Source organism: Streptomyces sp. NPDC002144 (genome assembly GCF_053593695.1).
Genome location: NZ_JBSFDB010000041.1, coordinates 41,747 through 68,180 on the forward strand (window position 1 = coordinate 41,747; position 26,434 = coordinate 68,180).

At 70.6% G+C, this 26,434-nt stretch carries 22 protein-coding genes; 15 read left to right on the top strand and 7 right to left on the bottom strand.

Features of this window, described 5'->3' with window-relative positions; all coding sequences use genetic code 11:
* Positions 1 to 730 precede the first annotated feature (730 nt).
* The 4 genes from ACWCQ1_RS40195 (at position 731) to mscL (ending at position 7,276) form a co-directional block, all read left to right on the top strand.
* Entirely contained in the window at positions 731 to 4,372 is a 3,642-nt protein-coding gene (locus ACWCQ1_RS40195) for a S8 family peptidase (RefSeq protein ID WP_451028634.1), read from the top strand.
* 58 nt (positions 4,373 to 4,430) lie between these two features.
* Complete coding sequence (locus tag ACWCQ1_RS40200; RefSeq protein ID WP_451028635.1) at positions 4,431 to 5,435, top strand: response regulator transcription factor; 1,005 nt, start codon at positions 4,431 to 4,433, stop codon at positions 5,433 to 5,435.
* 374 nt (positions 5,436 to 5,809) lie between these two features.
* Positions 5,810 to 6,277: a phosphatase PAP2 family protein gene (locus ACWCQ1_RS40205; RefSeq protein WP_451028636.1), complete on the top strand. Its 468-nt coding sequence runs from the start codon at positions 5,810 to 5,812 to the stop codon at positions 6,275 to 6,277.
* A gap of 555 nt (positions 6,278 to 6,832) precedes the next feature.
* Positions 6,833 to 7,276, top strand: coding sequence for a large conductance mechanosensitive channel protein MscL (mscL, locus tag ACWCQ1_RS40210; protein WP_133042266.1), 444 nt, complete (start codon positions 6,833 to 6,835; stop codon positions 7,274 to 7,276).
* 186 nt (positions 7,277 to 7,462) lie between these two features.
* Here the strand turns inward: mscL and ACWCQ1_RS40215 are convergent, their stop codons facing one another.
* Together ACWCQ1_RS40215 and ACWCQ1_RS40220 are read right to left on the bottom strand one after the other, a co-directional pair.
* On the bottom strand, positions 7,463 to 7,843 hold the full coding sequence (locus ACWCQ1_RS40215; protein ID WP_358610566.1) for a toxin Doc: 381 nt from the start codon (positions 7,841 to 7,843) through the stop codon (positions 7,463 to 7,465).
* A 2-nt stretch (positions 7,844 to 7,845) separates the two neighbouring features.
* Positions 7,846 to 8,097 carry an antitoxin MazE7 gene (locus ACWCQ1_RS40220; RefSeq protein WP_358610569.1) on the bottom strand — a complete coding sequence of 84 codons (252 nt, stop codon included), beginning with the start codon at positions 8,095 to 8,097 and terminating at the stop codon, positions 7,846 to 7,848.
* A gap of 658 nt (positions 8,098 to 8,755) precedes the next feature.
* Here ACWCQ1_RS40220 and ACWCQ1_RS40225 point away from each other — a divergent pair.
* From ACWCQ1_RS40225 to ACWCQ1_RS40235, 3 genes are all read left to right on the top strand, one after another.
* Complete coding sequence (locus ACWCQ1_RS40225) at positions 8,756 to 9,817, top strand: YihY/virulence factor BrkB family protein (protein ID WP_451028637.1); 1,062 nt, start codon at positions 8,756 to 8,758, stop codon at positions 9,815 to 9,817.
* 96 nt (positions 9,818 to 9,913) lie between these two features.
* Positions 9,914 to 10,093, top strand: coding sequence for a hypothetical protein (locus ACWCQ1_RS40230; protein ID WP_451028638.1), 180 nt, complete (start codon positions 9,914 to 9,916; stop codon positions 10,091 to 10,093).
* 430 nt (positions 10,094 to 10,523) lie between these two features.
* Positions 10,524 to 10,715 (top strand): hypothetical protein, encoded by a 192-nt coding sequence (locus tag ACWCQ1_RS40235; protein WP_451028639.1) that lies wholly within the window; start codon positions 10,524 to 10,526, stop codon positions 10,713 to 10,715.
* A gap of 114 nt (positions 10,716 to 10,829) precedes the next feature.
* Here ACWCQ1_RS40235 and ACWCQ1_RS40240 read toward each other — a convergent pair whose 3' ends face one another.
* From ACWCQ1_RS40240 to ACWCQ1_RS40255, 4 genes are all read right to left on the bottom strand, one after another.
* Positions 10,830 to 11,285, bottom strand: coding sequence for a cysteine hydrolase family protein (locus tag ACWCQ1_RS40240; RefSeq protein WP_451028640.1), 456 nt, complete (start codon positions 11,283 to 11,285; stop codon positions 10,830 to 10,832).
* 90 nt (positions 11,286 to 11,375) lie between these two features.
* Complete coding sequence (locus ACWCQ1_RS40245; protein ID WP_451028641.1) at positions 11,376 to 12,797, bottom strand: MFS transporter; 1,422 nt, start codon at positions 12,795 to 12,797, stop codon at positions 11,376 to 11,378.
* A gap of 49 nt (positions 12,798 to 12,846) precedes the next feature.
* The gene (locus ACWCQ1_RS40250; protein WP_451028642.1) at positions 12,847 to 13,320 is read right to left on the bottom strand and encodes a MarR family winged helix-turn-helix transcriptional regulator; all 474 of its coding nucleotides are present in this window, start codon (positions 13,318 to 13,320) and stop codon (positions 12,847 to 12,849) included.
* A gap of 210 nt (positions 13,321 to 13,530) precedes the next feature.
* The gene (locus ACWCQ1_RS40255; RefSeq protein ID WP_451028650.1) at positions 13,531 to 13,782 is read right to left on the bottom strand and encodes a lamin tail domain-containing protein; all 252 of its coding nucleotides are present in this window, start codon (positions 13,780 to 13,782) and stop codon (positions 13,531 to 13,533) included.
* Positions 13,783 to 13,820: 38 nt separating this feature from the next.
* On the opposite strand from ACWCQ1_RS40255, the gene ACWCQ1_RS40260 reads away from it, so the two are divergent.
* The 7 genes from ACWCQ1_RS40260 to ACWCQ1_RS40290 all read left to right on the top strand — a co-directional run bounded on the left by ACWCQ1_RS40260 (position 13,821) and on the right by ACWCQ1_RS40290 (position 24,664).
* Positions 13,821 to 14,213 carry a DUF6424 family protein gene (locus ACWCQ1_RS40260; protein WP_451028643.1) on the top strand — a complete coding sequence of 131 codons (393 nt, stop codon included), beginning with the start codon at positions 13,821 to 13,823 and terminating at the stop codon, positions 14,211 to 14,213.
* Positions 14,214 to 14,232: 19 nt separating this feature from the next.
* Positions 14,233 to 17,634: a BTAD domain-containing putative transcriptional regulator gene (locus ACWCQ1_RS40265; protein ID WP_451028644.1), complete on the top strand. Its 3,402-nt coding sequence runs from the start codon at positions 14,233 to 14,235 to the stop codon at positions 17,632 to 17,634.
* A gap of 180 nt (positions 17,635 to 17,814) precedes the next feature.
* The gene (locus ACWCQ1_RS40270) at positions 17,815 to 19,617 is read left to right on the top strand and encodes a serine/threonine-protein kinase (protein ID WP_451028645.1); all 1,803 of its coding nucleotides are present in this window, start codon (positions 17,815 to 17,817) and stop codon (positions 19,615 to 19,617) included.
* A gap of 331 nt (positions 19,618 to 19,948) precedes the next feature.
* Positions 19,949 to 20,962, top strand: coding sequence for a DUF5914 domain-containing protein (locus ACWCQ1_RS40275; RefSeq protein ID WP_451028646.1), 1,014 nt, complete (start codon positions 19,949 to 19,951; stop codon positions 20,960 to 20,962).
* Between the two features lie 23 nt (positions 20,963 to 20,985).
* On the top strand, positions 20,986 to 22,005 hold the full coding sequence (locus ACWCQ1_RS40280) for a MerR family transcriptional regulator (RefSeq protein ID WP_358601532.1): 1,020 nt from the start codon (positions 20,986 to 20,988) through the stop codon (positions 22,003 to 22,005).
* A 33-nt stretch (positions 22,006 to 22,038) separates the two neighbouring features.
* Positions 22,039 to 23,541, top strand: a complete 1,503-nt coding sequence (locus ACWCQ1_RS40285; protein ID WP_451028647.1) for a metallophosphoesterase family protein — start codon at positions 22,039 to 22,041, stop codon at positions 23,539 to 23,541.
* A 94-nt stretch (positions 23,542 to 23,635) separates the two neighbouring features.
* On the top strand, positions 23,636 to 24,664 hold the full coding sequence (locus ACWCQ1_RS40290) for an LLM class flavin-dependent oxidoreductase (protein ID WP_451028648.1): 1,029 nt from the start codon (positions 23,636 to 23,638) through the stop codon (positions 24,662 to 24,664).
* Positions 24,665 to 24,666: 2 nt separating this feature from the next.
* Here the strand turns inward: ACWCQ1_RS40290 and ACWCQ1_RS40295 are convergent, their stop codons facing one another.
* A complete protein-coding gene (locus ACWCQ1_RS40295) occupies positions 24,667 to 25,641 on the bottom strand; it encodes a TauD/TfdA dioxygenase family protein (protein ID WP_133042595.1) in 975 nt (324 codons plus the stop codon).
* A 296-nt stretch (positions 25,642 to 25,937) separates the two neighbouring features.
* Between ACWCQ1_RS40295 and ACWCQ1_RS40300 the strand changes: the two genes are divergently transcribed.
* On the top strand, positions 25,938 to 26,434 hold a 497-nt coding region (locus ACWCQ1_RS40300), incomplete at its 3' end, for an endo-1,4-beta-xylanase (protein ID WP_451028649.1).

Sequence of the window (26,434 nt, forward strand, 5' to 3'; positions counted from 1 at the left end):
GCCGGGCGTGGCACGGTCGACGGCCAGCTCGAACACGATGGGCAGGCTGGACGCCGTGGACGAGTAGACGCTTGGATGCTGACTGAGTTGCCTGCACTCTACTCACACATGTCCAGCGGTGATCACGCAGCCGCCTCATCCGGCACTAGGCGGGACATCAGTACGCCCTGTGTGCTGTTCACGTTCAGCTGGAGCAGACGGTGGGGGAAGAAGAACCCGCTGTCGGTTCGCAGGAACAGGACGTGCCTTTCGGCGCGGTGCAGGAAGCTCCGGTAGGGGTAGGGGGTGTAGCCCCGGTAAGCCCAGGACCGCGCGGATCGTCCAGTGCCGAAGGACGGCGAGGCCGCCGTAGCGGAAGCCGCGGATTACGGCGAAGAGCGAGCTCAGGAGCACGGCGACGAACCAGGCACGACGAGCCTGGTAGCGGTGCCCCCGCAGGTAGCTGATCTCGCCGTTCCAGCTGGAGGAGTCGGCGAACGCCCCGTGGACCGGGACCACCTTCGGCGTCACGCACCGCGTCACCCTCACAGGACGAGCCCCACCGACGCCCTGTCGCCCCGTCAACCCTCGTGGCCGAGAAAGGCATTGGCACTCCCCGGCCACAGCAATTCCTTGAGTCGCTTTGCACGCGGCACCCACTCTGAGTACTGGCTTCCGCTCCAAGGGCGGAGGCGTTTCAGCGTTCAGGGGAGGACGTCCACACATGCGAAGACTCCACGCCCTTTGGGCCGTGGCAGGAGCTGCCGGGCTGCTCGCCGGGGCGGTCACGCCTGCGGCGGCCGGTCCCGCGTCTCCGCTCGACCAGCCGGGCACCACACAGGCACCACACACTGACACCCAGACCGTCACCCTCATCACGGGCGACACGGTTTCGGTCACCACCGGGCCCGACGGCAAGTCCGCCGTCGACATCGAGCGCGGCAAGGGCCGTGCGGCCGCCACCTTTCTGTCGACGGAGCGCGACGGCGAGGTCAGTGTCATGCCGGTGGACGCGATCCCACTGGTGAAGGCGGGCCGTCTCGACCCGGCCCTGTTCAACGTCACCCAGCTCGTGAAGCAGGGGTACGCGGACTCCAAGACCGGGACCACCCCGGTGATCGCGACGTACACGAGCGGCAGCGCGACTCCCGACGGCGCTCGCCGGACGCTCAAGCTGCCCGCGATAGACGGGGCCGCGCTGAGCGCGAAGAAGTCGACCGCCTTCTGGAGCGACATCGCCCCCGCACTCGGCACCGAACCGACCTCCAAGGCCGCAAGGCAGCTCGGCGACGGCATCGACAAGATCTGGCTCGACGGCAAGGTACAGGCGTCCCTCGACGTCAGCGTGCCGCAGATCGGCGCGCCCGAGGTGTGGAAGGCGGGCTACGACGGCAAGGGCGTCGATGTCGCGGTCCTGGACACCGGCGTGGACACCGGACACCCGGATCTGGCGGGGAAGATCGCCAAGACGCAGAGCTTCGTACCCGACGAGACCGTGCAGGACGGCCATGGTCACGGCACCCATGTGGCGTCCACGATCGTCGGCTCGGGCGCGGCCTCGGACGGCAGGCGCAAGGGCGTGGCACCGGGCGCTGACCTCTTCGTGGGCAAGGTGCTCGACAACACCGGCCAGGGCCAGGACTCCTGGATCATCGCGGGCATGGAGTGGGCGGCCACATCCGGCGCGAAGATCGTGTCGATGTCGCTCGGCGGTGACGCCACCGGTTCCTCGGACATCCTGAGCGAGACCGTCGACGAGCTGTCCGCCTCCACCGGCACCCTCTTCGTGATCGCGGCGGGCAACTCCGGGCCGTCCGAGCAGACCGTCGGCACCCCGGGCATCGCCGACTCCGCGCTGACAGTGGGCGCCGTGGACAAGTCCGACAAGCTGGCCTCGTTCTCCAGCCGCGGTCCGCGCGCCGGCGACTACGCGGTCAAGCCGGAGATCACCGCGCCGGGCGTGGGAATCACCGCGGCCCGCGCCGCGGGCACCAGCATGGCCGGCAGCACGCCGGTCGACGACTACTACGCGACGGCGAGCGGTACGTCGATGGCGACCCCGCATGTCGCGGGCGCCGCGGCGCTGGTCGCGCAGGCCCACCCCGACTGGACGGGCCAGCAGATCAAGCAGGCGCTGGCGACCACGGCGAAGACCATGCCGGACGCCGACGTCTTCGAACAGGGCGACGGCCGGGTCGACGCCGTTCGAGCCGTCAATCAGGGCGTCTTCGCGACCCCGACACTGAGCTTCGGCAAGTACGAGGAGACCGACACCGCGGCCGCCGACAAGGACATCACGTACACCAACACCACGGACAAAGCGGTGGAGTTGAAGGTGTCCTCGTCGCTTCGCGTCGCCACACTGAACGCGGACACGGTCACCGTCCCGGCGAAGGGCACCGCCACCGTCGCCGTCACGGTCGACCCGGCGAAGGCGGCGACGGGCCGGTACTCCGGCCACATCACCGCCAGCGCCGACGGCGTCCTCGTCACCACGGCCGTCGGCTTCGAGAAGCTGCCGAAGACCTACGACCTGAAGGTGTCGCTGCTGGGCCGCGACGGCAAGCCGACCACCTGGTCGTCGATCTTCGTGCTGCAGGAACTGAACGGCGCCTACCCGGACACCTACGGGTTCATCGGCAATACTTACACCTTCAAGGTGCCGGCGGGTACGTACTCCACGGCGTCCTGGATCTCGCAGCGGGACGCGGCCGGACTCGAGGCCACCACCTCGGTCGTCGGTGATCCGGAGATCAAGGTCGACAAGGACACCGAGGTCGTGCTCGACGCCCGCAAGGCGGTGGAGATCAAGCCGAAGACCAAGGAGGACTCCGAGTTCCAGGGCTTCACCACCAGCTGGCACCGGGAAGGCCCCGGCACCGACTTCGGGGTGGTCTACAGCCAGGGGTGGTGGACCGACCACGTCTATGTGGCGCCCACCGAGAAGGTCACCCAGGGCACGTTCGAGTTCTCCCCGAAGTTCCGTCTCTACGCCAAGGAGCTGACGGCGAGAGTCACCGGCCCGGAGAATTACGCCCTGCCCCTTGATTACGCGCAGACCGACAGCGGTCTCCCGGTGAAGATCAGCGGCGACCACACGGTGCGCGCGGTGGACGCGGGCACCGGAACAGCGGCCGACTTCGCGGGACTCGACGTCAAGGGCAAGGTGGCGGTCGTCCGGGTGGGCGCCAATGGGGCGCCGGACGAGGCACTGGCCAACGCAACCGCGGCCGGGGCCGGTTACGTCCTCGCCTACCGCGAGACGCCCGGGTACTGGATCGCCTGGGCGAAGAGCACGACCATCCCTCTGATGGTCGCGACCGGCGAGGACGGCGCGAAGCTCGGGACACTGCTCAAGAGCGGGAAGAAGGTCAAGCTGAAGCTGGCCGGCACTCCGGTCAGTCCGTATGTGTACAACGTGATGTTCCCGCAGGTCGGAGCCGTCTCAGCCAACCAGACATACAACCTGGACAGCTCCAACACCGTGAAGCAGAAGGTTCGCTACCGCGGGGCCCAGGCCGGTGACGTCGGCAAGGACGCCGTGTACTGGTACCGCCCCTGGCAGAAGACCGACATCGCGACCACCACCAATGTGCAGCTCGCCACCGAGCGCACCGAGTACTACAACGTCTCCGACAGCCGGATCTGGCATGCCGTCTATCCCAACTGGCAGGCGAACCGGCCTCAGTGGGGTCCCCTGCGGACCTTCGACAAGGCGGGCAAGCAGCCCGCCGAGGACTGGCTGGGCCAGGTCGTCCGCCCGGCGACCGCTCAGCAGTACGGCCTCTCCCAGCGCACCGGCGACAAACTCACCTTCCGCGTACCGGAGTTGAGCGATTCCACGCCGGGCCACTATGGATCCGTGGACAACGTCCTGGACACCGCGAAGGGCAAGCTGTACGCGGACGGGCAACTGGTCGGCGACACCGCGCTCGGCGGCTACGGCACCTTCACCGTCCCGGCGGCGAAGTCCTCGTACCGCCTCGTGCTCGACGCACAGCGCAAGGCCGACTGGGCGGCGTACTCCACCGCCACCCACACCGAATGGTCCTTCGCCTCGGCGCACACGGACCAACAGACGGCGCTCGGACTGCTCTCGGTCGACTACGACGTGACCGGGCTCAGCCCTCTCAACCGTGCTGAGGCCGGCCACACGTCGAAGCTCCATCTCTCCGTCCGGAACCAGTCCGGCGGCGTCACCGCCACTTCCCTGAAGGCCTGGGTCTCGTACGACGACGGTGCCTCCTGGAAGGAGGTGAAGGTCAAGCACGGCGAGGCGGAGCTGAAGCACCCGAAGAAGGCCGCCCGGTTCGTGTCGCTGCGCGTGCGGGCCGCCGACGCGGGCGGCAACATCGTCGACCAGACGATCGTACGGGCGTTCGGCCTGAAGTAGACGACCGCAGTCAAACGTTGCGAAAATCCTTAACAAAGATCGTCTACCGTGCCGGGCCATGGTGAACACGGCACACGACACGGCTAGGGAGGAGACCCCTGCCCCGAGCCCCTGGGCCGCGGTGGGGGTCTCCGCGTTCGACGAACTGCTGTACAAGGCCATCCTCAACCAGCCCGACGCCGGCGCGGCCGGCTGGGCGCTGCTGACCGGCGCCTCCCCGGCCCGCGTCCGCGAGGCCTGCAACCGGCTCCTCCAGGTCGGGCTGCTGCAACCACCGGACTCCATGGGCGGGTTACGGGCGGTCGACCCTCGGGTGGCGATCCGCGCTCTGATCCGACGGCGCGAGACGGAGTCCGAACTGCTGGCCTCCACCGCCGAGGAGATGGCGACCGCGTACGAGGCGGGGCTGCTGCGCGAGGAGCCCTCCCGGCTGGTCGAAGTGGCCTCCGGCGAGGGCGCCATCGCGGCACGCCTGGAGGAGATGTACGCGCGCGCGGAACACGAGGTGTGCCTTTTCGACACACCGCCGTATCTCGCCCCGCCTGCTCCGCAGGTGGATCTCCAGGCCGATCTGCTCAGCCGCGGCATCGTCTCCCGCGGGATCTACGCGGCCACCGGCCTGGAGGATCCGAAGGTCCTGTCCCGCGCCTTGAGGATGGTCGCACTCGGCGAACAGGCACGGGTATTGCCGACCGTGCCGCTCAAGCTGCTGGTGGTCGACGGCTGCCGGGCGCTGCTGCCGCTGACCGCCACCGCGGCCGGCGGCTACTGTGCCGTCGTGGTGTGGCACTCGGCGGTGACCGAGGCCCTGCAGAAGCTCTTCGAGCTGGCCTGGCAGCAGGCGACTCCACTGGGCCAGGCGGCCGGCGACAGTGAACTCTCCGAGAGCGAGAGGACGTTGACCCGGCTGCTGGCGGCCGGAATGAAGGACGAGGCGGTGGCTCGCCATCTGGGGGTGAGTCTGCGGACCGTGCGGCGGCGGGTCAGCGAGTTGCAGGAACGGCTGGGAGCGGCGAGCCGGTTCCAGCTGGGGATGCGGGCTTCTCAACGCGGCTGGGTGTAGCCGTTGCGAACCGTGTGAGGCGACGGGCCGCGCCCTGGCCGGGAGCGCGGCCCCCACTCCTGTCGACGGTCAGCCAATTCGGCTCTGTCGGTGATCTTGTGACGACTTCCGTCTGCAGGCTTCGGATAAGGCGCGGGTGGGTTCTTCGGCTTGGGGCTGTGCGGCCTTTTGAAGCGGGGAAAGCAGCGGCGGACGCACTGGATGCCTCCGGTGAACCCACGTGCGCGCGGTTCGCGGTGCAGTTGCGGGATGTCGTGGCAGCGCCGGCGCCTGCGCAGGCAGGGCTTGTGTTCGTCCAGGATCGGTGCCCGGTTGGTGGCCTTTGACCAGCAGTTCGTCGAGACTCCGGGCGGGGCGAAGCGCCGTACGGTCGAGTGGTCCAGCCGCAGCTGGCGGCCGATCGAGGCCAGGATTTTGCTGACCAGCCTCGGCCACCGAAAGGGTGGTTCCCCCGCGACGAGGTCGACGCCCGCCCCGGCCCCTCCTCATTCCCCTCCGGACACACCGCCGCCGCGGTTGCATTCACCGCCGCTTTCGCACCCACGTGGCCGGCCGCAGGAGCGGCGTGCGCAGTACCCGCCGCCATGGTGGCGCTCGAGCTCGTGCAAAGCGGCGCTCACCACCCCAGCGACGTCGCTGCCGGCGCCGCCATCGGCCTGGCAGGCCGGCGCCTGGCTCACCTGGCACACCTCACGCCTGATCATGCGCTACTGGCTCTGAAAGCTGACGGGAGCGGCCGCCTTGCCACGATCAGCAGACGGCCATCAGAAAGCGCGCCAGCATGCGCCTCGTCGTCAAGGCGGCCGTCGACCGCGCCGCGCCACCGTCGTTCGCCGCCTTAACGGAACCTGGCCCGGCCTGACGCGGACAAAGAGACGGGAGGGTCGGTACGACACGGGTACCGGCCCTACCGGACCAGTACCCGTACGAAGGACGCTCACAGCCATGTCCGATCAGCAAGCAGCTGTCGCGCTGACAGCCGCAGCAGTGATCGCCGCATTCCTGGTCGCCTGAGCAGCGGTCCTCCCCCAGGACGGCCGAACACAAGGCGCTCGCGCTGTTCAACGGCCGCGTCGCCGCAGCGCACCCCACGCCGACAAGTACCAGGCCCCATCGTCTCCAGCCGCGCTTCCCGACGACACCTCCCCCGCCGTACGAGAAGCTGAGCAGCACGTCCGCCACTGCTGGCAGCAACTCCAAACACGGGTCGGACCCGCCCGAATGACCGGAGCGAGACCAAGAGATAGCCAGCGTGGCCACCTGACCATGGCCTCGGCGAGGCGGCGGCGAGCCGTGGTGCCGCCGCCCAGTAGGTATGAGTGAGGCGTGGCAGGGCATCCGCGGTGAGGGGCCGTGGTGCCGCCCGTCGATGTCATGGGCCTTGAAGGAGTGAAAAGGTGAAGGGCTTCCGCAGCTTCATCCTGCGCGGCAATGTGGTCGACCTGGCGGTCGGCATCGTCATCGGAGCGGCGTTCACCGCCGTCGTCAACGGCTTCGTCAGCGCCTTCTTGACCCCGCTCGTGGGGCTGGCCACCGGTGCCACCGGCGACATGACCCACAAGACCTTCACAGTAGGCGCCACCAAGTTCCCCTACGGAGCCTTCATCAACGCGGCGATCAGCTTCCTCCTCCTCGCCAGCGCCCTGTACTTCCTCGTCGTACTTCCGATCAACAAGCTGCACGAGCGCCTCGCACCCCACAACGACGTCCAAGCCCCCAAGCGGGACTGCCCCGAGTGCCTCAGCCCCGTCCCGGCCCAGGCCCGCCGCTGCGCCTCCTGCACCGTCCCCCTGCCCGCCGTACCCGCTCAGGCCGGGGAGACAACCCAGCGGGCCGGGTGACCGGGCCCCTGATCGACCAGTGACAGTCGGACAACCTCGGTACTCGACGCTTGACCGGATTGTCCCTGCAGCCGACTCGTAGCGACCGCTTTCCTCTCGTCGCCTGGTTCTGGGAAGAGACACCGTCCGGCCAGAACTGACGAGCGCCCTCTCGGGGCGCGAGTGTTCTGGCCGGACGGGATCGGATCAGCCGTTGCCGCTCCAGGAGCGCAGGCGGTCGGCGATGTCGTAGACGGTGAGCCGCAGCGCGCGGATGTCGGTGATCAGGTCCCGCCACAGCTCGAAGGAGTCGTCGACCTCCTCCCCAGAAGCCCGGATGTATGCCACCGCGACGCCGTACGCGAAGTACGCGTTGCGGGCCGGCAGCGGGCGCAACAGCACCAGCTGTTCCAGCAGTGCGGCGGCACGCCAGTAGGCGTCGGGCGTGCCCACGTCCAACTGCGGGGTGTTCACCCGGTGCCGGGCCACGGCGGCTACCAGCCCCGAGTAATCCCGAACCCCGAGTTCCTTGCCGAGTAGCTCCTCCTGCCGGTCCAGAAGCCACCGGATGTCGATGTGCAGGTCCAAGGTCAGGCCGCCCGGCCCGCGGCGTCCCGACGGGGCGGAGCGTCACCGGGGAAGGCGTCGTCGAAGGCCTCGGCCAGCCCGGGCTGCGCGATGATCTCGCGGAACACGGCGGTCGCCTTGCTCAGCTTGATCTGGTTCTCTTCCTGTATGGCCAGCTCGGCCAGGTAGGCGCGCACGCTCTGCCCGCGGGCTGCGGCGACCGCAGCGAACCGGTCCCTGGTCTCGGAGTCGACCTTTACGGTGGTGTCAGCCATACCCCGAGTATACACCTGTGGATACCTTTGCGAATACCTCTCAGGTGAAGTGCGACTGAGCGCTCTAGATACTGGCGGACCGATCCGACGTTTTCGATGTGCCGCGAAATAGCGGACGGAGCGGACCTGGCCTTGTTCTCGGGCGGCCCATTCGACGTGCGGGCGGTGGTGGCCGGCATCCTGCCCGAATCCCGGCAGGACTTGGACCTCGATGCCGCCCCGTGGGGCAACTTCCCCCATGGCCACGATGCCCGAAAGGCCGTTCATCTCCTGCGCACAGACGGCCAACCGGGCATATCCATTACTCCCCTCCGCAGGTCGGAAAAGCTGCCGCCTCGAAAATTACGAGTTCGGACGACCCAGGTTCCACGGCCCACTGGGGAATGAAATCGATACCCGGATCGAGGCTGTCGATGAAAAGACCGGAACTCCGAAGAGCGGCACGCAGACCTGTGGCCGGGAGGACGGCGAGCAGGGTGGGGACGGCCGCCGAGGCGGCTGCGGCTGCGGCCGGCACCAACGCCGCGCACACCAACCGGGCCGCGCCCCACCCATCAACGTGCTCAGCCGCGCCCCCCCACCTCACCCCCACCTACACCCCTCGCCGAACCGGGGACCACGCCCCGATTAGGTGGGCCTGCGGGGGTACCCACTGGGCATGAAATTGCATATTCCAGGACGGAAAGAACATTACGCACACGATGACGCTCCCGAGCGTGAGGCCCCACCGCCGGAGGAGGCCGGCCCCGGGCCCGCGGTGGAGCAGCGCGCGCCGAACGCGCCGACACAGCTGCCGAGGACGGCCTGGGGTGCAGTGCTGAAGGGAAGCCTGCGGGAGTTCAAGGACGACGAGCTGACCGACCGGGCCGCGGCGCTGACGTACTACGGTCTGCTGTCCCTGTTCCCGGCTCTGCTGGTCCTGGTGTCGCTGCTCGGCCTGGCCGGCAAGTCGGCGACGGACGCGGTGCTGAAGAATATGCAGCAGTTCACCCCGGGCTCCGCCCGCACCGTCATCACCGGGGCCGTCTCGCAGCTGCAGAACAACGCCGGTCTCGGATCGGTCATGGCGATCGTCGGCATCGTCCTGGCTGTGTGGTCGGCTTCCGGATACATCGCCGCGTTCATCCGCGCGGCCAACGCCGTGTACGACATGCCCGAAGGCCGCCCGGTGTGGAAGATCCTGCCGGTGCGGGTCGCACTGACAGCAGTCCTGATGGTGCTCGCCGTGATCAGCGCCCTGATCGTGGTCTTCACCGGCGCGCTGGCCCGCAAGGCGGGCACAGCGCTCGGGGTCGGCGACACCGCCCTGACGGTGTGGTCGATCGCCAAGTGGCCCGTGCTGGCGGTCCTCGTCTCGGTCATGATCGCGCTGTTGTACTGGGCCACCCCGAACGCGCGGGTGAAGGGGTTCAAGTGGATCACTCCGGGCAGCTTCCTGGCCCTGCTGATCTGGCTGCTCGCCTCCGCCGGCTTCGCGTTCTACGTCGCCAACTTCGCCTCCTACAACAAGACCTACGGCACCATGGCCGGCGTCATCGTCTTCCTCATCTGGCTGTGGATCAGCAACCTCGCGATCCTGCTCGGCCTCGAGTTCGACGCGGAGACCGTACGGCAACGGGCGATCGCCGGGGGCATGCCGCCCCACAAGGAGCCCTACACCCAGCCCCGCGACACCCGGAAATGGACCGAGGAGGACCTGCGCCGCCTGGACAGGTCGTGAGCTGACGGACCTGTAGGAAGCCGACCGGCGTGTGACGCAGCGGGCAGCTTCCCGTATCCCGTCGGCTTGGGCCAGGGTGCTGCCGGCGGTGCAGGAGTGTGCGCAGAACACGGAACCGGGTGCGGCGCCGCCGCCGTCACGGCGCGGCGGGACGGCACCGCGGCCACCGCCGGTGTGGACGCCCTGCCGGTGGCGCAGCCGACGTCGAACGGCGTGTGCGAGCAGATCTCCGGACGCCCCCGGCCGCCTACGGAGTCGATCCCCACGCCGAGGTGACCGACCGCCCCCACTCGTCCACGTTCCCTTCCGGGCCCACCGCGGCCGCGGCCGCCTTCACCGCCACCTGGCCGGCCGCGGCCCGGCGCGCTGTGTGCGGTGCCGGCCGCCATGGCGACCGTCGAACGAGTCCGGCGCCCACTCCCCCAGCGACCCCACCGCCGACGCCGCCATCAACCTGGCCAGCGCCTGACTCACACGCCACCCCGCCCCGCCGCCGCGCCACCGGCTCTAGCCAGCCCCTGAGCGGCACAACCGGTCACGAGGAAGACGAGAATGCCCCAGAGGCAGGCCCCAGGGCGCCCACATCAACATCAACCGGGCCCGCTCCGCACCCACCACGACCTGGCCGGATGAACAGGCCACCGCGGCCATGTTCCGGGCGCACGGGGGTACCCGTTCACGCGTGCCGAGTTGGTGTCCCGTGAGAGTGGGGCCGCCCGATACCGAGGGCGGCCGACTGGTCTGCATCCACGGGGTCCCCGTCGGCCGCGCCTACGGCCTGTGGGACATGATCGTCTTCCTGCGGCGGGCCGGACTGAACCTGGGCGAGGAAGACGAGATCGCCGCCTCACCCCTGATCGAATGGACCGGCCCGGGCCCGCTGGCGTGGGAGCACTGACACAAGGGCGAGGACGGCATGCGGGCGAGCTGCCACAAGGAACTCGAGGTCAGCCAGACGGAGGGATGGTGTCGGTCGCAGTCGGCAAGAGCGGTCAGGCGCTGGCCTGGATGCTCATGCTCGTCCTGAGCGGCATCGCCCGGCCGTAGAACCCCGCTGCGGCGGCGGCCGATGCCGATGAGACGTCCGGCCACGGCGAGCAGGCGCAACCGCAGAGTCGACGCCGAAGCTGGTTGCGACGCCCGCGATGACGACCTGAGTGACGCCGAGCCCGTCGAGATGGTCGGCAGGGTCGGTGTTGTGGAATGCGCCCCAGGTGTATTTGGTGACGGTCTTGTCGCCGGACTGCTGGTTGAGCATGGGGAGCAGGTCGCTGAAGCCGTCGGGCAGGTCGCGGGCGTCGTCGCCTTGCTCGGTGCGGCCGGGGGCGGTGCCGGCGACGTTGACCAGCACAATCGGCAGTCCCTTGGCACGGAAGGCGTCGGCCAGCGCCACGGTGTTCGCGACGACGTCGCCGAGCGGATGCACGGTCGGCAGGCCGGTCAGCCCTGCTTGCAGGTCGACGACCATGAGTGCGGTGGTGGGGTCATGGACCGTGACAGGCACTGGTTCTCCGCGATTTGCTGGATTCCGTGAGGCGGGCGTTGTACGTGACCGCTGTCAGCGTCGGGGGCGCGGGGACAGCGAGCGATCGGCAATCGTCATGACGATCAGGGCGGCACTGATGCCGACCATGATCCAGGCGATCTGGTGGAGGCCGTGGTCGGTGACGTGCGTGTGGAACACGATGCCGGTGATGGCCGAGGAGGCGATCGAGCCCATGTAGGCAAAGGTGCGCAGCAGACCCGAGGCGCTGCCGAGTTGTTGAGCGGGAGCCTGGTCGTACAGGGCGGTCTGGTTGCCGGCTGATGCGGCGCCCATCGAGATGCCGAACGCAACGGTGATGGCAACGAACAGGCCGATCCAGGTGGAGGAGGTCAGCAGAAGAACGCCCGCCGACCCCGCCGCGCACATCAGCGCGGCGGCGATCAGCGGTCCTCGTATGAGATTGCGTCGCGACACCGGCGAGATGACCACCGCGGACACCAGGGTCATGGGCAGCAGGAGCAGCCCGGCCGCGCTCTCGGACAGGCCACGTACGGCCTCGGCCCATTGCGTGAGCCCGTAGAGCACGATGTACACGCACAGCATCGCCAGGCCGAAACGCAGATAGGTCCGGGTCAGAGCCCGGTCGGCCGCGAGCAGGCGCACGTCGAGGAACGGGTTGGCGGCACGCAACTCCCAGAGCGCGAGCGCGGCTCCCGCTGCCACCGCGATGCCCAGCAGATACCAGTGCGCGGCGGGCAGGTCGTACAGGAACACCAGCAGTGCGGTCATCGTCGCGCCGAAACCGAGGATGCCCGGCACGTCGAGGGCGGAGGCGACGCCACGCAGGGTGTGGTCGCGGCCGGTGGGGCTGTCACGGGGGATCCAGGCCAGTGTCGCGGCCAGGGCGATCAGTGCTACCGGCACGTTGAGGAAGAACACCGACCGCCAGGTCAGGGCGCCGACCAGGAGACCGCCGACGGGCAGTCCCAGCGACGCCGTGGCGGTGCCGGCTATCTGCAGTGCGCCCAGGACGTTGCCTGGCGGTTCGTCGAGGCCGGCGTCGTGGGCTCGACGGCGGATCAGCAGCATCGCGGTCGGGTAGGCGCAGGAGGTGCCGAGACCGATCAGGACTCTGCTGATGAGCAGGGTGATCAGATCCTGCGCGAGGCCGCCCACCGTGCCGCCCACTGCCACCAGCACGCTCCCGGTCAGAAAGACCCGTCGCGGACCGAACACCTGGGCGGCCTTGCCGGCCGTGGGCTGGGCGATGGCGCTGGCCAGATACAGTGCGGTCACCAGGGCTGCGGTCTGCCCGACCCGGACGTGCAGGCCGGCGGCGATCGGCACCAGCGCGGTAGCGATCAGTGAGCTGTTGATCGGATTCAGCGCCGAGCCGATCAACAACGGCGCGGTGAACCGCCAGGAGAACGGACGCGTGGCCCCGCCCGCCTCGCTCCGGGCGCTTGCGACGACCTCGGACTCCGGCTCATTCACGGCACGCCCTCCGTTCCTCGGGGTAGGGCTCGATGATCACGGTCGCCGGTCAGAACAGGTCGGCCAGCCGCTCGATCAGCAGCGCCGCCGCGTCGAGAGTCGCGATCTCCTCGGCAGTGAAGGACGTCGCCATCGCCGCGGCCATCGTGGCGGCGACGACGCTGCGCTCGGAACTCAGCACGGCCCGGCCGCCCTCGGTGACCGTGAGCAGCTGACGGCGCCCGTCAGAGGGATCGGCGGTACGGGCCACCAGCCCACGGCCTTCCAGGACCGCGACGGTGGCGCCCATCGCCTGGGGCGTGATCTGCTCACGCCTGGCCAGTTCCGCGGTGGTGACCGCACCCAGCCGTTCGAGCCGCGAGAGTGCCGTCAGCTGCGGGCCCGTCAAGTCGCCCTCGCTCAATGCTTCATGACTGCGGCGCCTGAACGCGCCGATGCTGATCCGCAGCCGCGTTGCCACCCCGATCAGCGCGGGGTCCGGCTCAAGGTTTTCGGCGCGGTCGTCCGACGCCCGTGAAGTCATGTCAGAATGCTAGCCTTGCAAATTTTGGTTTGCAAGGCTAGCCTTCCAATATGTGGTGGAGCGCAGGCTTCTGCCGCACAGCGAGGATCCCGCTCATGATGCCGAGTCCGATTTCTCGGCGGGCCGCTGACGTGCGGTCAGCCACCTGCCGGGTCCGCCGGTCGGCTTGTGTTCGGTGCCAGGCGGCTGCAGACGGCCGCCGGTCCCCCGTCAGAAGGTGACCGCTTCACCCTTCGGCTCGGCTCGCTCGGCGGTGTAGGAAACGCCGTGGACCTTGAGGCCGTCAGGGCCGAGCAGGGTGATGGCCCCTCCGGCGTCGCCCAGGTGGAAGTCACCGGAACCGGGGACGGTCAGGGTCTCGCCCGGCTCAAGGCTGACGTCGGGCAGGGGGAGCCTGCACTTCTCCTGATCCGCGAGCTGCCAGTTCGTGAGACTGACGGGGGTGCGGGAGGTGTTGATCAGGGTGACGGTTTCGCTCGGGCGCTCCCGAGCACTGGGAGATGCACCACGGGGGCAGCCTGTGGGTCAAGGGGTCCGGGTGCTGGCGCATGTACCGGGCCCGCGTCGGCATCGAGTGGAGCAGTGCCGTCCGCGGTGACCATGCCCAGGCCCACCACTCGCGACGACAGGTTGCCGAACCGCCTGCCGGTCGCGTCTCACCCCCTGTCCGCCCTCCCCGGCTGCATCCCCGCTGTGCCCCGGGCAGGGGGCAACGGGGGGATCGAGTGCGACAGGTGATCAGTTGCGGGAATCCCGCGAAGCGGCTGGCGAGCGTGTGCGCGCGCCACGACGGCGGCGAGGAGGCACCACCGAGCGGATCAGCGCCACCGCCCGGGACTTCGCGGTCGTCGAGCCCGGCGCCAGTGCGTACCGTTCTGGTCGGCAGGGCATGAGCCGGGCACTATGAGGCGCATGCAGCACGCCGACAAAGCGGGGCAGAGACCGAGCGCCCCGGGATCCGACCCCCGTGAGAGCGCCGCCGGGCTGCGGGTCGGGGTTCTCGGTGAGCTGACCGTGACACACGACGGACGGCCCTTGCACCTTGGCGGGCCCCGGCCCCGTGCACTGTTCGCACTGCTGGTCCTGGCCCGGGGCGCTGTGGTCACCTGCGACCGGTTGATCGACGCCGTGTGGGGCGAGGAGCCGCCGCCGAGCGCGGTCGGTGCTCTGCAGGCGTACGTCTCGCGGCTGCGGCGGGAACTGCGACCGGCTCTGACGGCCGACGCCCGCAGCAGCATTCTCGTGCGGGAGGGCGCCGGTTACGCGATCTGCCTCACGCGTCAGGAGGTCGACGCCTGGCAGTTCGAAGCGCTCATCGAGGCGGCCGGCCAGGACGTGCCGTCGGCTCCGGACAAGGCAGCCCTGCTCACCGAGGCACTGGGCCTCTGGCGGGGCCCGGCTCTGGCCGGGTTCGAGGGCCAGCCCTGGGCACGGTCAGAGGCGGCACGCCTGGCGGAGCTGCGTGAAGTGGTACGAGAACGGCTGCTGGCAGCCCGCCTGGAACAAGGCGAACAGGGCGAGTCACTGCTCCACGAGGCCGAGGAACTCGTCGCCGAACGACCCCTCCGCGAGGAACGTTGGTTGCTGCTGGCCCTCGCCCGCCACCAGGCGCACGACCACGCCCAGGCTCTCTCCGTACTGCGCCGCGCCCGCCGCACACTCGCCGACGAACTGGGCATAGATCCAGGCCCCGCCCTGCGACGCCTGGAAGCCGAGATCCTGTCCCATGCCCCGAGCCCGGCCGTACCCACGCCGCCTCCGCCGTGCCCACCCGAGCCGGCAGTCGTCTCTGCGTCGGGCCAACTCATCGAGCGGCACGCCGAGTTGGCCGAACTGCGGCACTGTCTGGCGGACGCGGCCGAAGGCCGGGGCGGGCTGGTCTGTGTGCAGGGCCCCGCCGGGATCGGCCGCACCGCACTGCTGGCAGAGACGCGCCGACTCGGCACGCGACGGGGCCTACGTGTACGAGGTGCCGGTGGCGGCCCGCGGACATCCCCCACCGGGCCCCCGCGCGAACCCTACGACGTCGTACGGCAGTTGCTCGGCCCGGAGACCTCCGGGCCTGGCGGCGTGCTGTCTGACACGACGACGACGCTGTCCGACGGGGCGGATGGTTTCGACGTTCTGCACGGGCTCTACCGACTCACCGAACGCCTCGCCACCGCAAACACCCCACCACGCTCGCCTCTGCTCCTCCTCGTGGACGACCTCCAGACCTGCGATCCGCCGTCCCTCCGCTTCCTCGCGCATCTGCTGCCCCGCATCCAGTCCCTGCCGATCCTCGTCGTGACCACGCTGCACACCGGGGAACCGCCCGCCTTGGGCGAGAGCGCGCAAGTACTGGCCGACCTCGGCCAGGATCCGATGGTGGTGCACCTCCAGCCGCAGCCGCTCACCGTGGAGGGCGTCGGTCGTCTCGTACGCCGGCACCTCGGCGACTTGGTGCGCGAGGAGGTCGTCCAGACCTGTCACCGGGTCTCGCAAGGACTGCCGCTGCTGTTGGCCCAGGTGATCGGGACACTGAAGACGACGGGAGAGGAAACCGACCCCCGCACCGTCCACGAATCCGGCGTACGGTCCGTCCGCGACCTCCTGCTCCCCCGGCTGGACCGGCTGCCGCCCGCCGCCGCGCACGTCGTACGGGCGATCGCCGTCCTGGGCGGCGCGGCCTCGCTGCCCGCACTCGCCGCCTTCACAGAGCTGTCCGAACAGGACGTGGCCACCGCCACGGCGGCCCTGGTGCGGGCAGACGTGGTCCGTGACCAGTACCCGCTGGACTTCGCCCATCCCCTGGCCGGTGAGGCCGTACTGCGGACGGTGCCGCAGGACGAGCTCCTGGCCCTGCACGCACAGGCGGCACGCCTGCTCGACCGTGCCGGGGCCGCTTCGGAGCAGATCGCCGCCCATCTGCTGCCGGCCCCTCGCCGGGGCGACCCATGGGCGGTTGACGTGCTGCGCAGCGCCGCGGCTCGCGCGAGCGCCCGCGGCGCCAACGACACGGCCGCCACCCTGCTCACCAGGGCGCTGCTCGAGCCGCCCGCGCCGAACGTACGGCCCGAGGTGCTGCTGGAACTGGGGCGGGCCGAAGCGCACGTCAACGGACCGTCGGCGGCGCGGCATCTGCGGGAGGCGTACGAGAGTTCCCCGTCGGCGACCGGCGCCGCACGTCTGCTCGCGCAAACGTTGATCTACACCGGGAGGCCCGGCGAGGCGGCCGCGTTCGCGGCACGGGCGGCGACGGAACTGTCGGATGGGCAGGCGGACGTGGACCGTGACGACGCTGGCGCCGACGAGCGGCGGGGGCTGCTGGCCCTGGCGCGGCTCGGTGCCTTCGCCCACGGGCTCCCCGCCGCGGCAGCACGGGAAGCGGGGACCTGCGGCACGGACGATCCGGCGGCGCCCGTCCTCGGGGACGGGCCCGGCGCCCGCATGCTCGCGGCGGAGGCGGCGCGCGAGGCCACCGTGTGGCGGCTCGACCGCGCCGCGGCCATCGCCTCGGCTCGCTGCGCGCTCACGGAACGGGCACTGCTGCACAGCGGCGAGATCCTCTCGTGGTGCACGGCGGGCGTGGTCCTGGATCTGGCCGGCGAGGACGTCAGGGTGCTGTGGGACGAGACGCTGACCTACGCCGGGCAGCGGGGGTCGCTCATCGGCACGCTGTCGGCGCATCTGTGGAAGGGCTTCACGCAGTGGCGGCACGGCGCGCCGGAGCAGGCCCGCCAGTCGCTCGAGACCGCCCTGGAGCAGTTCGCCGCGTGGGGGGTCAGGCCCGGCGCGCCCCAGTGCCGGGCCTTCCTGACAGGTGTGCTGCTGGACCTCGGTGACATCGCCGGAGCACGGGCCTGCGTGGAGCGCATGCGGCAGCGCAGCGCGGGTGGTGAGGGTGCGCGTCTGTGCGCGGAGAGCGAGGCTCGCGTGCTGCTCGCCGAGGGCCGGTGGCCGCAGGCACTGGCGGTGCTGGGTGGCGTAGGGCATCTGCAGCCCGAGGTGGTGAACCCGGTGTGGTGGGACGAGGGGCTGCTGCGGGTGCGGGCGCTGACCGGGATGGGTGAGCGGGAGCGGGCCGAACGGCTGGCGCGCGAGCAGTTGTCGATGGCCCGTCGGTGGGGCGCGCCCGGCACCGTCGGCCGGGTGCTGCGGCTGCTCGGTGAGGCGCGCGGGCCCGACGGCGCGGGCGAGCTCCGGGAGGCGCTCGCGCTGACGGCGGATGGTCCCGCTCGTCTGGAGCACGCCCGTGCCCGGCAGTCCCTGCGGGCCGTGACCTGCGGTGATCGGGTCGAGGACGGTGTCGTACGCCGATTCCCCCCTGTGTGACCGGCGTACGACAGGCCGTCGGCAGGAGAATCCGACGGCCGACTTGCGAACGGCTTGCAAGCGGTTCGCAAGAACGATGGTGCATCGTCCATGTCCCAGCCGAGGCAGGCGCATCACGCAGCATCCGCACCGCAGGAGCACGAACGGGGGCGGTCCGGGGGACGGACCGAAGTCAAGGACATGAGCGAAGCGATACGCGACGGGGACCCGTGGGCGGTCCCCGGTTACACACAGACCAAGACGCTGGGTTCCGGGGCCAGCGGCCGGGTGGTGCTGGCCCGGCACGACACGACCGGCACCCAGGTGGCGATCAAGTACCTGGCCGAACAGCTCGGTGACGACCCCGCCTTCCGCGAGGTCTTCCGCGCCGAGGCCCGGCTGCTGGGCGAGCTGCGCTCCCCCCATGTGGTGGCGCTGTACGAGTTCGTGGAGAGCCCGCGCGGTGCCGCCATCGTCATGGAGCTGGTGGACGGCGTGGCTCTGCGCACGCTGTTGCGCGAGCACGGTGCCACGACTCCCGAGGCCGCGCTCGCCGTGCTCAAGGGCTCGCTGCTCGGCCTTGCGGCGGCCCACGCGGCGGGTGTCGTGCATCGCGACTACAAGCCGGACAACGTTCTGGTCGACGCCGAGGGTCGCTCCAAGCTGGTCGACTTCGGCATCGCCGTGCCGAGCGGGGTGGCGGCCAACGCGTCGGGCACCCCGATCTACATGGCGCCGGAACAGTGGACCGGCGGTGCGGCGGCGCCGGCCACCGACGTGTACGCGGCGACGGCCACCTTCTTCGAGTGTCTGACGGGAATGAAGCCCTACCCGGGCCGGACGCTGGCCGAGCTGGCCGTCCAGCACATCGAGGCGCCCATCCCGGACGAGCTGGCGCCCGAGCCGGTGCGCCCGTTGATCCGCCGGGGCCTGGCCAAGACGCCCCAGGAGCGCCCGCAGAGCGCGGCGGCGTTCGTCGAGGAGTTGGAGGCCGTCGCGGCGGGCGCGTACGGCCAGGAGTGGGAGGAGACCGGTCGACGTGAACTCGCCGCTCTCGCCGCCCTGTTCCTGCTTCGGTTCCCGTCGGCGGACGGTGGCGCCTCGGGGACCACGGCGCTGGCCACGACCGTCCTCAAGCCGGGCTCCCGTCGGCTGCCAGGTCGGCGGGGGAAGGTGCTGGCCGGGCTCGCGGCGGGGGCCCTGCTGGTGGTCGGCGGGGTGGCGGTGACGGCGGTCGCGACGGGCGGGGGCGCGGGGCATCGCACCACGAACGCGGCCGGATCCGGCGGAGGATCGGGCGGCTCCTCCGACGAGCCGGGTTCCAGCGCATCTGCCGACTCCCCGGACGCGGCCCCCTCGGCGTCCGACGCTTCCCCCTCACCCTCCAAGGCCGGCTCGCCCTCCGCGTCGGCGTCCGGCGACGAGAGCGGCTCGCCCGGTCCGGACGGCACGTCCGGCAGCTCGGGCAGCGGATCGTCCGGCGCGGGAGGAACCACCGCGGCAGGCGGTACGAGCACCACGGGCGGCGGCGGAACCACCGGCAGCACGTCCGGCACCGGTGCGTCCACGAGCGGCGGCGGTACGACCAGCAGCGGGGGCGGTACGACGACGAGCGGGGGCTCCACCAGCGGGGGCGGCACCCCCACACCGGCGCCCACGCTCCACGTCACCTCCGCGCAGATCAACGCGGTCGGCCCGACCTCGGCGGCCTGCACCATCGTGGCCTCGGTGACGGTGACGACCGACGGTGCGGCCGACGGAACGCTCTACCTCAGCTGGTACGTCAGCGACTCACCCCGGGTCGTCGGCACCGTCGTCGCCACCGACCCGGTCCCGCTGCCCAAGGGCAAGACGCAGATCGCGAACCGCTACACCCACGCCTTCCCCGTCCCCACACGCTACGACTACCTCGGCGTCAAGGTCACCACCGATCCCGCGGCCGACTCGGGCAACGGGTCCTTCCAGGCCACCGCGGCCCCCGTCGATTGCGACCCGCCCCGTTGACTTCTCCCCCAGCTGAAGCCGGGAGATTCTTCCCTCGCGGGTTGAGCTTTCTGCTTCTCAGACAGCAGCTGCCCCGAATTAACGGCAAGGGACGTGGGTACGCCCAGCAGTCTTACGCCAGCTCCACAGACCTGACATCCCGCCAGCCCGGCGGTAGGCCCGGCCGGCTTGGTCATCGCCGACCAGACGCCACACAAACTACCGCTTACCTGCGGGTGGTTGGCGGTGAACGCCGGTTCGCCCTGGCGGCGCATCGGCTTTCCCTGCCCTGCTCCGCAGGAGTCCGCTTCCTCCCCCGCCTGAAGGCGGGGGTATCCACGGAGGAATCCCGATGAAACTCCCCCATCCTCACCACCGCGCCCGCTACCCGCTCGCGCTGCGCCGCCGCCCCGTGCGGTGGGAGAAGCAGCAGCCGACCTGGCGCCAGGCCCGGCCGGGTGTGATCGCCCAGGCGCTGAAACGTGCCCAGGCCCGCCCGTCGGGCAACTGGTGCGTCGTCGGTGCCACACGCGATCTGCGCGACGACCGGCCGCTGGCCGGCACGGTGGCCGGGCGCGAGGTCGTGGTGTGGCGCACCGCGGACGGGCGCCTCGCGGCGGGCCCCGGCGTCTGCCCGCATCTGGGTGCGCCGCTCGCCGCCGGTCCGGTCCGCTGCGGCACTCTCGTGTGTCACTGGCACGGGCTGGCGCTGACGGGCGGGCCGGTCGCGGGCTGGGAGCCACTGCCCGTGCACGACGACAGTGTCCTGGTCTGGGTGCGCCTGGACGAGGTCGGCGGTGAACCCCCTCTGGAGGCACCGGTCGTACCGGACCGTCCGCCGCTGTCGCGGTCGCTCGCCGCCGTCTACACCGGCGTGGGGATCTGCGAGCCGGAGGACATCGTCGCCAACCGGCTGGATCCCTGGCACGGCGCGTGGTTCCACCCCTACTCCTTCGTCGACCTCACCGTGGTCGGCACACCGGACCCCGGCGAGGACGAGGACGAGGGGTTCACCGTGGACGTCTCGTTCAAGGTCGCCGGCCGGCTCGTCGTCCCGGTGCGTGCCGTCTTCACCACACCCGAGCCGCGGACGGTCGTCATGCGGATCACGCGGGGCGAGGGCCGGGGATCGGTCGTGGAGACGCACGCCACCCCGCTGGGGCCGGACGAGACGGGCCGCCCGCTCACGGCCGTCGTGGAGGCGGTCGTGGCCTGCTCGGAGCGTCCCGGCTTCGCCGCGGCCCGTACGGCGGCCCCGGTGCTGCGCCGGATCATGACGGCGGCGGCCGGACGCCTGTGGCGCGATGACCTCGCCTACGCCGAACGCCGCTGGCTGCTGCGCTCGACCGGCCGCTTCCCCGGCTGAGGCGGGCGGTTGACAGGGTGACCATGGACGGGCCCGAGCCGGACGCAGGCGGGTCCTCGGATGCCGGGGTGACCACCGGGTTCCTCGCCCGGCGTCTGGGGGTCAGCCCCACCACCCTGCGGTCCTGGGACCGCAGATACGGGCTGGGCCCGGCGACCAGGGCGCGGGGAAGCCATCGCCGGTGGACGCCCGCCGACGTGTCCATGCTCCTGGAGATGTGCCGTATGACGGCCGCCGGCATCCCACCGGCGGAAGCGGCCAGGACGGCGATGGAACACGCCGGGAGAAGCACCCCGCACTCCCCGCTCGCGCACCACTTCCCGGCCGTGGACGACCAGATCGCGGAGCCTTTGTACGCCTCCCGGTCCGGCAGCGGGCTGCCGTTGGGGAGCGTGCGCCAGGAGTGCAGGGGCCTCGCCCGGGCTGCCGTCCGGCTGGACGCCTTCGCCGTCCAGCAACAGCTGACCGCCGCGATCGGCGCTCATGGGCTGGTGGTCGCGTGGGAGGAGATCCTGGCTCCCGCCCTGCAGGCCGTCGGGCGCAAGTGGCAGTCGGCCGGTGAGCGTTACGTCGAGGTGGAGCACCTCCTGTCCTGGCACATCTCCGCGACCCTGCGCCACGTGTACGTGCGCGGCGCGTCCGCTCAGCAGGGGGCGCACTCGTCCCCGGTGGTGCTGGCCTGCGTTCCGGGCGAGCAGCACACGCTCCCGCTGGAGGCACTGAACGCCACACTGGCCGAACGCGGGGTCCCCACCCTCATGCTGGGCGGAGCCGTGCCCCCGGACGCCCTGATCGCCGCGGTGCGGCGCGTGGGTCCGGCGGCCGTGGCCCTGTGGTCGCAGTCGGCCTCCACGGCCAGTACGCCGTTGGTCCAGCACCTCATGGAGACGCGCTGGGGGGTTCGCGGTGCGCGGATGCAGAGCCGGGTGCTGCTGTGCGGTCCGGGCTGGAAACGGACCCGGATTCCTGGCCCGCCGCGCCCGCGTGGCCTGCACGAGGCGCTGCGCGTGCTGGGCGCCCTGGATCTTTCAACTCCCGCCTGAGCAACGGAATTGGCCTGTTGTTACGGTGCTCCGGTGTCTGAATCCTCACGTGATACCGCCGCGGGTGCCGGCTGGGGCGTCGCGGAACCCGGTGAGTACAAACGGCTGATGCCGTCCAAGGTCGCGAAGCTGTCCTGGCTGAACCCCAGGACGCTGTGGGCCGCCCGTAACGGTGTGGTGGCCTCGTGGTTCGGGGACCCGACGGGGCACACCCGCAACAGGTGGGTGGCCCAGCGGGAGGCGGCGGGGGCACCCGCCGACAAGGTGATCCGGCGTGCGGACCCGGAACGGTTCTCCTTCATGCTGATGGGCGACACGGGTGAGGGCGACGACTCCCAGTACGCCGTGGTGCCGGGCTTCTTGAAGATCGGTCGGGGGACGGACTTCGCCGTCATCGCCAGTGACGTCATCTATCCGGTCGGCAGCGCCGACGACTACGGCACCAAGTTCTTCCGTCCCTACCAGGACTACCCGGCGCCGATCTACGCGGTGCCGGGCAACCACGACTGGTACGAGGACCTGGGTGCCTTCATGCGGGTGTTCTGCAACGCCCCGGCCCTGCCCCGTGAGGCGGCGCCGCGGCCCTTCACGCGGGCGTGGATGCGTTCGCTGCTGTGGCACCGGCCGCGCTCCGGTGACGGCCGGCACCTGGACGAGGAACGGCGGTTGAGGTCCGCACCCGAGCAGCAGGCGGTGCAGCCGGGGCCGTACTGGGCGATCGACGCCGGACCGCTGCGCATCGTAGGCATCGACACGGGTCTGCTGGGCACCATCGACGCCGAGCAGGGCGCCTGGCTGCGTGAGGTCTCGCAAGGGCCCCGCCCGAAGATCCTGGTCACCGGCTCACCCCTGTACGTGGACGGCGAGCACCACCCGTGCACCATCGAGGGCGGTGGCGGCACCGTCGACGACATCGTCCGCGACCCGGCGCATCACTACGTGGCGGCGATAGGCGGCGACATCCACAACTACCAGCGGTATCCGGTCCAGGTGGAGGGCCGCACCATCCAGTACGTCGTCTCGGGCGGCGGCGGCGCGTTCATGCACGCCACGCACACCATCCCGCGGGTCGACATCGCGAACGTCACGGAGAAGGACTTCCGCTGCTATCCGCTGCGCGGTGACTCCCTCGCCTTCTACAGCCGCCTGTACGGCCGCCAGCTGCGGCTGCGCCGCTTCTTCACGCTGACCGAGGCCGAGGCGATGGCGGTGATCGCCGAGCGGCTGGGCATCCAGCCGACCCGTACGCCGGGCGGACCGGTACGGGTGACCCGGCGGGTGCGCCTGGTGGCGAGCCTGCTCGGTGCGGGCGGCCGCCCGGACCGTACCTCGCGCTTCCGCCTGCCGGTGCGCAAGATCTACACGCAGCTGTTCTCTCCGGGCTCGGCGACCTACAGCCCGCCCTTCTTCAAGAGCTTCCTGCGCCTGGACGTGAGTCCGGAGGCGGTGCGGGTGCGGTGCTTCGCCGCCACCGGCAACCGTGCGCAGGAGATCGAACCGCCGGTCGAGGACGAGTTCGTTATCGCGCTGACCTGACCGGATCTTGACCTTGGGGGTGGGAACACTTCTCGCGACGTCCCCGTTGGCACTTCCGTACTACTTGATTCATCAAGCAACCACGGAGGAGCCCGTGCCGCCGACCTCTCGCCCCCTGCGCAAGCTGGGCTTTTTGACCATCGGCCTGTTCGACGAGGCCGATCCGCGGCGGGGCCACGAGTCCACGCTGGAGATCATCGAGCTGGGCGAGCGGCTCGGCTTCGACAGCGCGTGGCTGCGCCACCGGCATCTGCAGTACGGCATCTCCTCCCCCGTCGCCGTGATGGCGGCGGCCTCGCAACGCACCCGCCACATCGAACTGGGCACGGCGGTCATCCCGCTCGGCTGGGAGAACCCGCTGCGGCTGGCGGAGGACCTGGCGACGGTGGACATCTTGTCCGGGGGCCGGGTCAACCCGGGTGTCAGCGTCGGTCCGCCGATGCACTTCGAGCAGGTCAAGGAGGCGCTGTACCCGGACACCGCGGATGCGGAGGACTTCTCCTACGAGCGGGTGCGGCGGCTGCTCGCCTTCGTGCGCGGCGAGAGCGCGACCGACTTCAGCGGCATCGAAGGTTTCGAGGTGTTCTCCGATCGAGTGCAGCCGCATTCCCCCGGTCTGGGCCGGCGCCTGTGGTACGGCGGCGGCAGCCTCAGTTCGGCGCGCTGGGCAGGCGAGCACGGCATGAACTTCCTGACCAGCAGCGTCGTCAAGGCGGAGGGCGGGGAGGGGCCGTACGACTTCGCCGAGATCCAGCTATCCCACATCCGCGCCTTCCGCGAGCGGCACCCGGACGGGGAAGGCGCCCGCGTCTCCCAGGGCCTGGTCGTCATCCCCACCGACTCCGCGACGCCGGAGCAGCGCAAGCGGTACGAGGAGTACGCGGCCAAGCGCACCCCTCGTACGACGTCACCGCAGGGCCCGGCGCGGCTGCTGTTCGCTCCCGACCTCGTCGGCACCTCGGACGAGATCGCCGAGCGGCTGGCCGGACACGCGGCGTTCCGCGAGGTGGACGAGGTCGCGTTCGCGCTGCCGTTCACCTTCGAGCACGAGGACTATATGCAGATCCTGACCGACATGGCCACGAAGCTGGGCCCTGCGCTCGGCTGGCAGCCGTCGGTGTGAGCTCACCAGCGCCCGGGTGCGGTGCCGGTGATCGGCCGGGACGGCGTGCCGTCCACGCCGACGGGGACGTCGCCGGTGAGCATCACGCGGTGCATGATGCGCGGGAAGTCGAGGTGAGCGTTGTCGCTGGGGGCGAGGTGGATGGTGGCCCGGTTGTCCCAGAAGGCGACGCTGCCCGGCTCCCAGCGGAAGCGCACGGTGTATTCGGGCCGTACGGCCTGTTCCAGCAGCATGTCGAGCAGGGCCCGGCTCTCGGGGCGGGACACGCCGGTGATCTGTTCCAGGTAGTAGCCGTTGACGAACAGCACCCGCTCCCCCGTCTCGGGGTGCACGCGCACCAGCGGGTGCTCGGAGGCGACCTGGTGGTCCAGCAGATGGCGCAGGTAGCTGTCGTCTCCGGGGCGGGGCTGGTAGCCGACGCCGAGACGGTGCTCGGCCCGCAGCCGGTCGGCGAAGTCCCGTACGGGCGCTGAGAGTCCGGCGTAGGCGGCGGCCAGGTTGGACCAGGTGGTGTCGCCGCCGTAGGGCGGTACGGTCTCGGCGCGCAGGATCGTCGCCGCCGGCGGGTCGACGCGGGCGCCGTGGTCGCAGTGCCAGCCGCGCAGCAGGGTGTGCCGGCGGCGCTGCAGCCACTCCTCGTGGTCCATGCCGAACTTCCCGCCCAGCTCCAGCCGGTCGGCGGTGGTCTCCACCTCGGGAACGTCGGGCGGCGAGGCGCTGCCCCGCTTGCCCAGTACGACAGGCCGGCCGAACCGGCGCGCGAAGGCCACGTGGGCGCCGTGGTCGAGCCGTTGACCGCGGAAGAACACGACCTTCCAGTGCAGCACCGCCGCCCGGATCGCGCCGACGACGGCGTCGTCGAGGTCGCTCGCCAGGTCGACGCCCGTGATCTCGGCTCCGATGTGCCCGGCGACCGGTTTCACCTCGATCCCGGCCGCCTGTCCAGCCGTTGCCGTCGCATCCCACTCCGCCGTCATACGCGCTCCGTCGCTCGTCCGTGGCCGCTCGATGCGAGCCGCCACGGAGATCGTGACAGCGTTTCCCGCGCCTGGCGACAGGGTGTCTCGAGCCGCAGACGGGGCTCGCAACGGGGTGGCGGCAGTTCGAAACTTTCGACGTGAAAGACGAATGATGCGAGAAGGATTGACGCTTCCTGTGGGCCTCCTATCATCCAAGACGTCCGAGAAGACGGTCGGCGTTCGACATATCGACCCTCGGATGTCATGTCCTGCTCAAGTGCGTGCGCACCCCCACACCACCGCAGAGGAGCGTCATGAAACCTCTCCACCCCTTACGAGGGCGTCGGCTCTCCGCCGTCGGCCTGATGGCCGCCACCGCACTGCTGGCCGCCGGAACAGCGGCCGCGGCGCCCGACGCCACCGTCAAGGCCTCGACCCTCGGGGCCCAGGCAGCCCAGTCCGGGCGGTACTTCGGCACCGCGGCGGCGGCCGGGAAGCTCGGTGACTCGACGTACTCCACGATTCTCGACCGGGAGTTCAACATGATCACCCCGGAGAACGAGATGAAGTGGGACACCACCGAGCGCTCCCGCGGCTCGTTCAACTTCGGCCCGGCCGACCAGATCGTGGGCCACGCCACCGCCCACGGCCAGCGCATGCGCGGCCACACCCTCGTCTGGCACTCCCAACTGCCCGGCTGGGTCAGCTCCATCACCGACGCCAACACCCTGCGCAGCGTGATGAACAACCACATCACCACCGAGATGAACCACTTCAAGGGCAAGATCTACGCCTGGGACGTGGTCAACGA

Coding starts and splice junctions, on each gene's coding strand:
- ACWCQ1_RS40200 (WP_451028635.1), top strand. CDS start 4,431: ATGGTGAACACGGCACACGACACGGCTAGGGAGGAGACCCCTGCCCCG.
- ACWCQ1_RS40220 (WP_358610569.1), bottom strand. CDS start 8,097: ATGGCTGACACCACCGTAAAGGTCGACTCCGAGACCAGGGACCGGTTC.
- ACWCQ1_RS40225 (WP_451028637.1), top strand. CDS start 8,756: ATGAAATTGCATATTCCAGGACGGAAAGAACATTACGCACACGATGAC.
- ACWCQ1_RS40240 (WP_451028640.1), bottom strand. CDS start 11,285: ATGGTCGTCGACCTGCAAGCAGGGCTGACCGGCCTGCCGACCGTGCAT.
- ACWCQ1_RS40250 (WP_451028642.1), bottom strand. CDS start 13,320: ATGACTTCACGGGCGTCGGACGACCGCGCCGAAAACCTTGAGCCGGAC.
- ACWCQ1_RS40260 (WP_451028643.1), top strand. CDS start 13,821: ATGCACCACGGGGGCAGCCTGTGGGTCAAGGGGTCCGGGTGCTGGCGC.
- ACWCQ1_RS40265 (WP_451028644.1), top strand. CDS start 14,233: ATGCAGCACGCCGACAAAGCGGGGCAGAGACCGAGCGCCCCGGGATCC.
- ACWCQ1_RS40270 (WP_451028645.1), top strand. CDS start 17,815: ATGAGCGAAGCGATACGCGACGGGGACCCGTGGGCGGTCCCCGGTTAC.
- ACWCQ1_RS40275 (WP_451028646.1), top strand. CDS start 19,949: ATGAAACTCCCCCATCCTCACCACCGCGCCCGCTACCCGCTCGCGCTG.
- ACWCQ1_RS40280 (WP_358601532.1), top strand. CDS start 20,986: ATGGACGGGCCCGAGCCGGACGCAGGCGGGTCCTCGGATGCCGGGGTG.
- ACWCQ1_RS40295 (WP_133042595.1), bottom strand. CDS start 25,641: ATGACGGCGGAGTGGGATGCGACGGCAACGGCTGGACAGGCGGCCGGG.